The following is an 11,777-nucleotide window of genomic DNA, read 5'->3' as shown; positions in this document are numbered from 1 at the left end:
GAAATATATTATAAATATGATCGTGATATATTTTGTTTATGGAGCTTTGATTTGGACTCGAGACACCTTCGTCATTTTGTCGCGGTAGCTGAACATCGCCACTTCACTCAGGCGGCCAAAGCCCTTCATATTGCACAACCAGCACTCAGCATTTCTATCAAAAAACTTGAACATTTGTTAGGTGTTGAATTGTTTCGTCGTGAAGATCGGCAAATATCGCTAACCGATGAGGGGATTGTGCTCTATGAACACGCGAGAAGAATATTGCAGCAGATGGGAGATGCTCAACTGGCAATTGCTGAGCTGAAGGGGTTAGAGAAAGGCGAGGTGAGACTTGGTGCGCCAAGTATGATGGGGTCATATTTTTTTCCTCAAATTCTGATGGCTTTCAAAAGTCGGTATCCGAATTTAAAGCTCACGCTTGTAGATGCAGGTGCGCGAGATATTCGGCAAATGTTACTTGAAGGAGAATTAGACCTTGGTGTGATCGATGATGAGAATGTCCCTGATGATTTAGAAACTGACCATCTATTGACAGTGGAAATGGTGGCAGTTGTTTCAGAGCTTCATCCACTGGCTAAACATAACTCTATAGATTTTAACCAATTTCTCGACCACGAACTGGTGATGTTTAAGTCTGGTTACTTTCATCGTGAATTTATTGAAAAAAAAGCCAGCGAGTGTTGTAAAGCGATTAAGTTTTCGTTTGAAACTAATTTGCTGACATTAATCTTGAGTATTGTTAAACATGAGTTTGCGATTACTGCACTGTTGGATTTAGTCACTAAAAACGAAACAGGCGTAGTGGGAGTACCTTTTTCGCCAAACGTACATATGGATTTGGCACTTGCTTGGCGAAAGGATGGATATTTGTCGATTGCGGATAAAACCTTTATTGAGTTTATTAAGCAATACACTTAACTTTTGTACATTTTTTCAAAATTCTTCGGGTTCCAGCCGATCATGTAGCGATCACCAATCTTTAATACTGGTAAGGAACGTGCTCCTATTGCGTCGAGCTCCTTTCGGCCTCGTTGCATTTTTGCGTTAGTCAAACGGTAGGTATAACCCTTTGAATCTAGGTACCTTTGGGCATCTTTACAGTGAGGGCACTTATCTTTTACATAGAGAACGAGTCTTTTCATAATAAAACCAAGTAAACAGGCTTACGGAATTCTAACGTATATTGGTTTTTTGGCAAAGTTACTCTTTTATCCAAGCTGGTCGAAGTAGCAGTCTCGCTTTGAATCCTGCACCTTGAGGTTGAGTTAGACAACGCTCTGAATCCTGCATCTTGAAGTCACTTGGGTATATGTAATAATACCCGCTGGTTTTTTCTCCCTTATGTTTGATTATGTCGCCACTAATACGGTATTTAAAAGGTTATCCGGATCATATCGTGACACCGGTTAACCAAATGATTGAGAGCCAGCGTTTTGAAAAATGGTTTGAACAGCGATATCCGAACAGACACAACATCAAAAGCGATAAGTCGCTTTATGACTTTACCATGGCTATAAAGAATCGTTTTATGCGCAAGTCTTCACCGATCAGTAAAGTAATTTATGATAAAAAAATTCATGTGATCAATAATGCTCTCGGGCTGCACTCCTACGTGAATCGTGCACATGGAAGTAAGATTAAGTCAAAAAATGAGATAAGAATTTCAGACATTTTTCGTAGTGCGCCAGAGGAGTTACTAAGAATGCTAGTGGTCCATGAGTTGGCTCATTTAAAAGAAAAAGATCACAATAAAGCGTTTTATCAATTGTGCTGCCATATGGAGCCTGATTATCACCAACTGGAATTAGACGCTCGGCTTTTTATGATCTATTTGGAACTTAAACAAAACTAATATGCCTTACAAAACCTCTTCTTCTGCAAAAGAGAACTCAACAACGTCAAAAGTCATTAAAGTGATGACTAAAGCTGGATTACACAAACGTAATCTCCACCGTGGGAACTATGATTTCGACCGACTAGTGAAAGCAGAACCTGCGTTGTCTGCACAAATAATCGTAACACCCAATGGTCTTTCAAGTATCGATTTCTCTGATCCTTACTCGGTCAAAATATTGAATAAGGCACTATTGAATCTTTATTATAAAATAAAATTTTGGGATATACCTAAAGGATATTTATGTCCTCCAATTCCTGGTCGAGCGGATTATATTCATCGTTTATCCGACTTATTATTTGAGGACTATGCCGATACACAACATAACCGTGTTCGAGCTCTTGATATTGGAACTGGAGCAAATGCGGTTTATCCCATCATAGGTTGCACCCAGTATCAATGGCAGTGTGTGGGCTCGGATATCGATCCTGTATCGGTGAGTAATGTTGTTAAGATCATAAAAGAAAATTCAATATTAGAAAATAAAGTAGAGTGTCGTTTACAAAATGACAGTCGTCGCATCTTTAAAGGAATCATAGGGCCAAACGAGTATTATGAAGTCTCTATCTGTAATCCACCGTTTCACAAGTCTTTAAAAGAGGCTCAAGCCGGTACAAATAGAAAAATCAATAATCTTGCTAAAAACCGTGCTAAACGTCGCCAGGAAAGTGAACTCACATCGGGTAAGGAGGGCGCAAATAAACTTAACTTCGGTGGACAGAGAGCAGAATTGTGGTGTCCAGGTGGTGAAGCTAGATTCGTTAAGGACATGGCATTAGAAAGTCGTCACTTTTCTTCTCAAGTTTTGTGGTTCTCAACATTGATTTCAAAAAAAGAAAATGTTCGCTGGTTAAGAAAAAATTTGGAAAAAGTGGGTGCAGAAGAGATAAAAATTATTGAAATGAAGCAGGGTAACAAGCAGAGTCGTTTTGTTGCTTGGACGTTTCACCCAATTGAAAAGCGACATGAATGGCTAAAGTCTCTGTGTAATTAGTCCTTCGGATCCTTTGACATTGCAAGTTGATTTAAAATTTCGGAGATACGACGGCTTTTTACATCTACCCCCAATAAGCTTGCAAGCCTCACCTTTGCTTGTTGTATTTTGCCATTGGCAATGTCGATCTTAGCTAAATTTAATGTTGACTTAGTACGATTGGGGTCGTGATTTAATGCCTTATTAAACAGTTTTGCTGCGCTTTGAATATCCTTATATTTTAAAGCGCATAGTGCTGCGTTTTCATAGCTAAGTGCAGTATGAAGATACTCCAATTGGCGTGTTGCTTTGGCAAAAAGAGTTCTCGCTTGTTGGTAATGTCCACGATTGCATAAAAACTTAGCAAAATTATTAAGTATTTCTCCATTATTCGGTTCTTTTTCAAGAGCTTGTTTGAATAGGTTAGAAGCAAGCTTACTTTCATTGACTTTTTCATAGTAGTGAGCCAAAGCAAGAGTGACTTTATAATAGCTGGGAGCATGTTTTTGGGCAGACATAAGGTTAAATTTCGCCTTAACCATATTACCCATATCTAAATATTTAATCCCCAGCGCAATACGCGCATCAGCACGACCGTAAAGTTGTTGAGTTGGAGCGGTGCAACCAACAATAAACAAAGACAAGAAACAGAGAAAACGCATAGATAGTTTTTTCGTTGTTTAACAGGTCAATCATTTATATCGAAGTGTTGGGCCGATTATACTCTAATTTATTGCTTGCGTGATAGAGTGAACATAAAATACTGCATTATACTCTTTTTTGTAGAGTACTGAACTTAAGCGACTTCGTGATGCTGGGCATTAAGGTACTGGCACTATCAATACGTTAACCTCAAAGAGAATAACATTCCAAGAAAGCGCCTATCTCAACCTAGATTTTGTAAAGATGCCTTAAATCGAGCGATAGGGAACTTCCGCCTCATGCAGCAATATCTTTCTTAATATAAGTCTAGGCAGCAAGAGGCGGGCGGCTTTTAGTCTTTAGTGAAGTTTTCTTCACTGAAATGTTCGAGATCATAAGGTGTTTGTTGGTAAACACAATAATTGAGCCAGTTGGAGAATAAGAGGTGGCCATGGCTTCTCCAGCTCGCATAAGGTGTATTATCCGGGTTGTTGTTTGGGTAATAGTTTACGGGGATAGGAGGTTCCATTCCCTCACTAAAATCGCGAATGTATTCATTATGGAGTGTATTTGCATCATACTCAGGATGTCCGGTCACAAAAATATTGCGTTTATCTTTGGTCGCAGCTAGGTAAACTCCAGCAAGGTCAGACGTCGCCAAGATATCGAGGTCGGTATTGTTTTCAAGATATTCAAGCGAGAAATCTGCATATCTAGAGTGGGGTGCTAGAAATGTATCGTCAAAACCTCGTAGTAGGGGGTGGAATGGCTGGTGAGAATGGTGATGATAAACACCCGACAGCTTTTCTTTACGGGTACGTTTGGGCAAATTATATAGAAGTTTTAACCCCGCTTGTGCTGCCCAACATACATACAATGTAGAAGTAACATGCTGCTTAGCCCATTGCATTATTGTCTCTAGATGCTCCCAATAGATCACATCTTCGAATTGAACCAAGCCTAAAGGTGCACCCGTTATAATTAGGCCATCAAAGTTTCGATTTTTAACGGTATCGAATTGACGGTAAAAATTGTTGAGATGCTCTGAAGGTGTTGTTTTACTTGGCCGATCATCAATTTTTAGTAGTTCAATATCTACTTGAAGTGGGCTATTTGATAATAAGCGAAGAAATTGGGTTTCAGTCTCAATTTTCTTTGGCATTAAATTCAAAATGAGTACTTTCAAAGGACGAATCTCTTGTGTTGCCGCTCTTGATTCCGGCATCACGAAGATATTTTCAGAACGTAAAACGTCGGATGCTGGTAGTTGATCGGGAATTTTAATTGGCATGTTGTACTCCTTTGGGGTGTCTAGACGTCCATGTGTCTAAATTAAACTAGTTTGAGCTTTATGTCGATAGCTATCCTTTAAGTTTTTTGTTTACAATAAGTACTTTTCAACACTAAAAGAGTTTTGAATGTCCCTGAAATTAACCGTTATTCGTGGTTTACCAGGATCGGGTAAAAGTACCCTCGCAAAGACAATGGATGCACTGCATTATGAAGCCGATATGTTTTTTATCGATAAATGCGGTAGATACCGTTTTGATGTGCATAGGACCCGCGAAGCTCACCGTTGGTGCCAAATGATGACAAAACGTGCTTTGTTCGAAAACAAGAGTGTCGTAGTCTCAAACACATTCATAGAGCTCTGGGAAATTAAACCTTATTATCGTTTGGCAGAACATTTTTCAGCTCAGTTTCAAGTCATTGAATGTTCTAACTGTTACGGGAGTATTCATGATGTCCCTAAAAGCGTCGTATCTTCGATGCGTAAGCGTTGGCAGCCATGGTGTATAGAACCAAACCTTGGATGATCGCCCAAAGTCTCATTTATTCTCTTTTCTTCACTTTTTTTTGACTCTATACCCGTTAAGTTAATCTTTGCCCTATCTAACTAGTCAAACACGATCAGTAGGGGGGTGTCAGGTTTTGGGTTGGTTTACCTATAACATCACAAAAGCTCAAATGTTCATTTGAAATTATTAATATAAGAAAAACATATTCTTACAATTAATTAGGGGATTTTTTGAGTGAATTAATGACTAACTCTATGAACACACAACATAAGGATAAATGATTAAATGAAAGTGAAACTTATAACGAGTTTATTGGTACTGTTAGGCTACTCCTCGGCTACATACGCTGGCCATCATGTCAGCGATAAAGTGATCAGTGAACAGAGAGAAAAGCTTGCAGAGAATACTCAGGGAAAAGGTTTTGGCCCCCAAGCACCTCGCGATATCGATAATATTTCTGGCGTTAATCATAGAGTGTTTGGTACCGCCCCAGATTTCAAAAAGATGAATTTATGTAATATCCATTTTCACAAGAATGCTGAACATAAGGGCGGAGAGTTTACGACTTATGCAGGTAATGGTGATGGAAAGGGTAATGAGACAGGGTACGTTTATAGTGGTTCGCTAACTAGCTCAGAACTCATTCCATTTGAAAATGATAAATCACTAAAGCCTGGTGATACCATTGAGGTTCATTATGTTTATTCGTCTGCTGACGTTCAGCCTGGATCAACATTAGGCGCATGTATTGCAGATGGTATTAGCAACCCTGCGCTAAGAGTAGAGGGGCAGGTTTATGTACTCGTTAATGATGACAATGCGCTTGATTTCACCACGCTAAATAAAGTCACTCAAACCGGTGATTACTACCAAGCTCCTAATTTACCGAGTAATACTGGCAAACCGATTGAATACGCTGGGTCGACAACAGGTCCTAGCTATAACGAGAAAGGCTCTCCATTTCAGGTGACGTGGAGTGTCAGACCTATGGTAACCAAAGTTAATATATCAACGGTTGTTGAATGGCTGAGGAATAACCCCTTTGAAGAACGTAAGGCTCACGGTGTAAGAAATTTAGTTATTAATCCTAAACTCTTGTCTGACAGTGAATCAAAATCCTGATTTAATCAGTGGGTGTACTGGTGTGAGTTTTAAGGCGAAGATACGTTTTAAACTGTTGAGACATCATATGTTGATAAGTAGAGGGGAGTGCATGAAAGTGTACTCCTTTTCTCTGTGAAAATATTTGTTCTAGCGTCTGTTTGTGAGCAGGGGATCTACCAGCCAAAGATTGGATAGAGATTGCAAGTGCAATGAAGTCTTGTTGTTTATCGACAACACCATAACGCTGTAGAGCTTGAATTGATGAATACCGTGGGGAAAGTTCCATTGTTGGTGAGTCTTGATATCGAGTGCCAATAGGTAAGATAGCACCAAAGTCAATAAGTTTGATATGACCAGATTTTTCAACAATGATATTGGAGGGTTTGATATCTCCATGGATAAATCCGGTGCTGTGAATCGATTGAAGTCCTTTTTCTATATGTTTTCTAACCATATCTACATTGCTGTTATTGAGAAGAAAGTTCGATAGTACTTCTCCTTCAACCATTTTTCTCATCAGCCATGTAATGTTATTGTTTGATCCAAAACCAATATACTGTGGCCAAAAGCTGGATCGATATTTTGACAGGAAGTCGGACTCAAGATTGAGTCTTTCTTTCGATAGTCTTGATAGGGCAAATTTAATGATTACCCTACCAAACTTGGGGTGGTGTGCAGCAAAAACTCTCGCACTCACCTGAGAGTATTGGTTAAGCCCCAATACTCTCAGACAGTTCGTAATCGCTCGTTGCTCTTGCGTTTCTATACCATGCATAGTCAAAAGTTTCAGATACTTGCTGGCAGTCTAAATGCAGAGAAAAAGTTGGGCACAAAGGGGTTGTTTTGTCCCTCTGTGAGAATATCGATTTTTACTTTACTCTGGCCATGGGTAAACTCAGCAACAGTGGTTTGCGAAGTTGAGGAAATGACTCTGGGTTCGATCAGTTTGAACCAAGCCCAGCTTCCCGTGTACTCGTCTGAGGAAACTGAAGTTTTTTTAGTCTCAATTCTGAAATCCAGTGAGTCTTTGTTTATTTTCTGGGTAGACCAAGTTTGTTTGCTCCAAAGCTTAGGGCCGTGTTGATAGCTAAATATTGATTTGTCAGCATTAATTGAAAACTTGATCAGGTCGGCACTCATTTCTTTCGCCCTCACTTGGAATTGAATTGAGAGGCTTTGGGGATCATTTAAAAATAGTGCACTTCGTATATCTTCCGCTTTATTTATCATTTGCCAAACATCCGGTGATAGCGCTAGGCCTGAGTTGGGAACTAATCCAGCTAAAAACGGTGAACGCTCTTGTGTTGAGAATGCTTTCAGTTTGGTTTGATAGAATTTATCTAGGGTTCCTCCAGTTTTAAAGAATGCAGTAATATCAGAGGTACTTGCATCAATAGAAGCCGTTTTATTGAATGGGTAATAAGCAGCAATTGTTTTTGTATAGGGGCTAAACACTTCGGTTTGCCAAGCGGTATTTAAATAACTATGTGCCAGAGAAAGAATAATCTCATTTATCTGCTTAGTCATTCCCTCCAGTATAGTGGTGGATACCAAGGGTGCGATAGATTTCTTGCTTACCAAAGAAACTACTGGATTAGGTGCTTTTAGTTCAGCTGAAAGTGTCTTAAAAGCAAGCTCTTGTGGGTTTTCCGCGTCGTAAAACCTATTTAGCCAAGTATCAACATCATCAATTTTTTTAATTAATGAATCCACTGGTCTGCTGCCGTTTTCGTCGGTAGAAATTTGTTTATGAAATTTCGAAAATGCAATAAAAATCTGGCGAGCAGCTTCTTTTTTCTCTGGGTCTTGTTTAGGCGGCGCTTCTTTATTGACTTCGGATTCGGAAAGTTCTATCTCAACCGATGTGTATTTGTGAATGGTTTCATAGAGTCGGGCTATCGGGTTATCCGATTTAATTTTAAGTGTCGCCAGTGCCAACTTGAGTGTATCAGTTTCTGTAATGTCTTTTGCATTAATATGGCTGACAAAGCTACGCCAATAGTTGATATAGTCCTTTTGATACATTTTTTTCAAATCTTTACTTATACGGTGTAACTCTGAGGCACTCGGAGATTGCCCAGCAATACCCTCATAAGCTTGAAGTGCCTCTTTTAAAACCGGTGAGTTTGCCGATAAGTCAAGCTCATTGAATCCTGTCGGTGTATAGAGGTATGGCACAAGGTAACCAATGTAATCGCCAGAGAACGTGAATATTCGGTTGAATTTATCGCCAAGTTCTCTGCGTATATCTATCCTCTTAGAATACTTTGCGGAGTTAAGAATGTGTTCGTAAAGTAAGGTTTCTATGCCTGTCTGATCAATAACCTTTCGTGCCAGCTTTTCAAGGTCGAAGTTCTCTTTATTTGGAACTAGATCTTTTGTAAATACGTCGTCAAGAAGAATTTTCAATTGTGCCAGTGTCACGCTATCCGCTTCACCCTGTTCTTTTAATGTCGACATAAAGTAAGTTTTTAACTTATCGATATTTGTTCTTTTGGGTTCAAATAAAAGTCGATAATTATTGAGCAGAGATAGTGTTTTTGCTTGGTCCTCAAGGTTGACATAAACAAACAGGTCTTTTTCTAATGTATTTTCCATTGAAGGGATCAGTACTCTGTCTAGGTCATCAAAATAAGCTTTGACCACTTCCGGCTTTATACTAGAACTTGGTAAAAAGGGTAGTGTGTACCAAGGATCTGGTTGCTGATAAAGATTGTATATTCTGTTTAACGTGTATAAATTAGGGATATTTTCGCCCATACTCTCAATATCATAAGGAGTTGCAGAAATGGCCTCTTTATATTTATCGAGCATATCGTCTGCTTTCGTTTCTCTCTCACTTTGATAGTCAAAATCAAGTTTTATGATACCTAAAACAGAGATAAGGAGAGTAATACAAACGAAGGTGTAAGCACCCTGCCAGAAAAGAAGCATATTTTCTTTTCGTTGATTTACCCCAACGAGCTGTGATTCATTTAAAACAACTTGGTGCATGATATGTTGTGCGAATAGTGTTTGTGACACAGGTAATTGCTGATGCTGGAGAAATTTATCATTACCTAGTGATTCATTGACAACGTTTGCAAGCAAGTCGTATTGCTTTTCACCATGCCCACTATGGGTAAAATAAAAGCCTCTAAACCCCAAACCATTATTGAGCTGGTCTCCTTTATACAAGCGTTGTAAAAACGACCATAACACTTGTTTTAATAGACCAAACTGATAGGGTGCAGCGCAGATTGAGCTTCGATAATCTTGGTTGAGTTGAGCAGATAAAGCCGCATTTATGTGTGCTATTAATTGATTTATTAGGTGATCAAATTCTTGGTTGAACCATTCTGCATCGATACCTCCTGTTTTTAAAACGGGTGAAGTGGCGCCAAATACTTCATTTCTTTTTGAATCATCAAATGCTGAGAAAAACTGGCAGAAATCATTTATCTGGCCCATTTCGGTAACAATGTTATATATAGGTAAATCAAGTCCAAAATGCTCATTAAATGTTTTTATCTTTGACTTTATATCATCAGCATATTGATTCACCTCATCTACGTTTCCGAGGAGTGTACTTACCTCAGTTGTAACTAGTATTCCGTTAATTGCCTGTCGAGGACGCCATTTATTTAAACAGCTTGTCAGAGTTTTGAGATAAAGAGGCTGTTGATCGTCAGAAGTACTTATGGAGATTAATATTGAGTGCTCACTAAGCCAAAATAAAACTGGAAATTCTATGCCATTGCCAAAATCATCAACTTTGAAAGCTTCGTAGCCCATCTGTGTGATGATATTTTTGTCTTTTTGAGGGGCTTGGCTAAGCAAAAAATAAACAGGCAAGTCATAGATGCTTCCCAAGCGCTTCTTACGTCTCTGACTAAACAGCATACGTTTGAAGTTTTGAGCAAGGAATTTAGCCCTTTTTTGAATCAAAATAGTTTCAGTATCGATTGTTTTTTTGCATGAAAGCTGTTTAATCAAACGATAAGTAACTAGGGCTACGAATAAACTAGACGATAAAGTAACCAGCACTGCAGTCAATAGTTTTTCTGGGTAACCAAACCACCAGCTTAGACCACTTCCTATCAATAATGTTATTAGGCCCAGAGCAGTCGACCAAATTACACTGCGTTTTGTCAAAGATGCGCCAATTTTTTCATTTGCTATCAATGTCGTAATCTCCGAGTTTTTTATCTTCAGTACGTGTGTTTCTAACCACGATTGGCTTGAGCTGCTCTTTTTCTGTGTACCAAAGTTTTATTTGGTAGGCTTCTTGGGTCGAGTTGCTCTCTACGATTACTCTAAAATACGAACCGATTTGTTCGACTTTGGGAGAGTATTTGGAGGAAGGTAGTTTGCTTATAAATTTATCTGCGTTGTCTTGCGTCGAAAAAGTGGCAAGTTGTACGAGCAAAGCAGCTGTTTGTGATTTTGAATCATTTTGCCTCGTGTCTGGGGACACGATCAATGGTTCTCTTTGCATACTTTCAGAGTCGACTTTGAGGTTTTTGCTAACAAAAATGATATCTTTAACCTCCCCAGACATAATATATCGATTGCTGAAATTAGCGAGTTTTTCAAAATCTCTAGCTCGCTGATCGTAGCTTTTCTCGTACCAAAAATGAGTGAGAGCAATGCTAGTGGCGATTAAACAGGAAAAAAATACAGTCGTGGCAAGATAGCGTTTTCGCCTTGTTGGCTTACGCGATTTAGGGAGTTTCGCACGAGTGTGACAAAAGATGTTGCTGGTAGGGCGATACTTTCCGAGTACCTGTTGCAATTGTTGTGTAAATATCTTTAATTGCTCGTTACCCGCTTCTCGATATTGACCCTTAAAACCAATATTTACAAAAGCATAGATAACTTCCAGCAGGTCAATCATTTTATGCGGCTGACGGATCGCTTTTTCGGAAACAGTAAAGAATAATTCACCACCATTTCGCATGCCAAATAACTCACTTAGAAGTGTTTTGTTCTCCCATCCCCGAAATTCTCCCCAGCTTGTATAGATAATAAGTTCGTCTAACACGACAGCGTATAGAAAACATAGTTTATCGATAACGGCAACGGGGTATGTTAAGTCAGCACCTTTGATCTTTATATCATTAATGAGTCCAACTAACTGTCTTCTGAGCGCAGAAACATCTTCTGGCTCAGGGAGCGTTGAAATTTTTAATGTAATGCTGAAAAGCTCACTACTGATGTTAAAAAGTTGATTTTCTGCTTTGTCGAAGTGATATAAAAATTCACTTCGACCTCGGGATTCACTGACAGGCAGCCAATGACTCTCATCAGTATCGTCTTGTTTTGACAAAAATTCTGACTGTTTGGTGTCCCAAACTAAAGTCTCATCATCTAAATGATTCAT

The 11,777-nt window shown here is 39.1% G+C and carries 11 protein-coding genes; 5 read left to right on the top strand and 6 right to left on the bottom strand.

The genetic code is table 11. From position 1 onward, the window contains the following. Positions 1-51: 51 nt before the first annotated feature. A complete protein-coding gene (locus RH40_RS15940; RefSeq protein ID WP_009602681.1) occupies positions 52-921 on the top strand; it encodes a LysR family transcriptional regulator in 870 nt (289 codons plus the stop codon). Here the strand turns inward: RH40_RS15940 and RH40_RS15935 are convergent. Further along, positions 918-1,145 carry a glutaredoxin family protein gene (locus RH40_RS15935; protein ID WP_009602680.1) on the bottom strand — a complete coding sequence of 76 codons (228 nt, stop codon included), beginning with the start codon at positions 1,143-1,145 and terminating at the stop codon, positions 918-920. The genes RH40_RS15940 and RH40_RS15935 overlap by 4 nt on opposite strands. A gap of 209 nt (positions 1,146-1,354) precedes the next feature. Between RH40_RS15935 and RH40_RS15930 the strand changes: the two genes are divergently transcribed. Then, positions 1,355-1,855: a M48 family metallopeptidase gene (locus RH40_RS15930; protein WP_039954850.1), complete on the top strand. Its 501-nt coding sequence runs from the start codon at positions 1,355-1,357 to the stop codon at positions 1,853-1,855. Position 1,856: 1 nt separating this feature from the next. After that, positions 1,857-2,891: a 23S rRNA (adenine(1618)-N(6))-methyltransferase RlmF gene (rlmF, locus tag RH40_RS15925; protein ID WP_009602678.1), complete on the top strand. Its 1,035-nt coding sequence runs from the start codon at positions 1,857-1,859 to the stop codon at positions 2,889-2,891. On the opposite strand, the gene pilW is transcribed toward rlmF, so the two are convergent. Together pilW and metA are read right to left on the bottom strand one after the other, a co-directional pair. Next, complete coding sequence (gene pilW, locus RH40_RS15920) at positions 2,888-3,532, bottom strand: type IV pilus biogenesis/stability protein PilW (RefSeq protein WP_009602677.1); 645 nt, start codon at positions 3,530-3,532, stop codon at positions 2,888-2,890. The two genes, rlmF and pilW, sit on opposite strands and share 4 nt — an antisense overlap. Before the next feature lie 332 nt (positions 3,533-3,864). Beyond that, a complete protein-coding gene (gene metA, locus RH40_RS15915) occupies positions 3,865-4,803 on the bottom strand; it encodes a homoserine O-acetyltransferase MetA (protein WP_009602676.1) in 939 nt (312 codons plus the stop codon). A gap of 127 nt (positions 4,804-4,930) precedes the next feature. Here metA and RH40_RS15910 point away from each other — a divergent pair, with 127 nt between their 5' ends. Together RH40_RS15910 and RH40_RS15905 are read left to right on the top strand one after the other, a co-directional pair. After that, a complete protein-coding gene (locus RH40_RS15910) occupies positions 4,931-5,329 on the top strand; it encodes an AAA family ATPase (protein ID WP_009602675.1) in 399 nt (132 codons plus the stop codon). 267 nt (positions 5,330-5,596) lie between these two features. Continuing rightward, positions 5,597-6,433: a delta-class carbonic anhydrase gene (locus RH40_RS15905; protein WP_009602673.1), complete on the top strand. Its 837-nt coding sequence runs from the start codon at positions 5,597-5,599 to the stop codon at positions 6,431-6,433. 1 nt (position 6,434) lies between these two features. Here RH40_RS15905 and RH40_RS15900 read toward each other — a convergent pair whose 3' ends face one another. From RH40_RS15900 to icmH, 3 genes are read right to left on the bottom strand one after another with little or no spacing between them, the layout of a single operon-like run. Beyond that, positions 6,435-7,190: a protein kinase domain-containing protein gene (locus tag RH40_RS15900; RefSeq protein ID WP_009602669.1), complete on the bottom strand. Its 756-nt coding sequence runs from the start codon at positions 7,188-7,190 to the stop codon at positions 6,435-6,437. 11 nt (positions 7,191-7,201) lie between these two features. Continuing rightward, positions 7,202-10,576 (bottom strand): type VI secretion system membrane subunit TssM, encoded by a 3,375-nt coding sequence (tssM, locus tag RH40_RS15895; protein WP_039954861.1) that lies wholly within the window; start codon positions 10,574-10,576, stop codon positions 7,202-7,204. Beyond that, a complete protein-coding gene (gene icmH, locus RH40_RS15890; protein ID WP_009602667.1) occupies positions 10,566-11,777 on the bottom strand; it encodes a type IVB secretion system protein IcmH/DotU in 1,212 nt (403 codons plus the stop codon). The genes tssM and icmH overlap by 11 nt, the downstream gene beginning before the upstream one ends.

The organism is Vibrio caribbeanicus ATCC BAA-2122, from assembly GCF_000165125.1.
Lineage (GTDB): Bacteria > Pseudomonadota > Gammaproteobacteria > Enterobacterales > Vibrionaceae > Vibrio > Vibrio caribbeanicus.
Note: the sequence above shows the minus strand (reverse complement) of the source record. Positions and strands in the feature narration are given on the sequence as shown.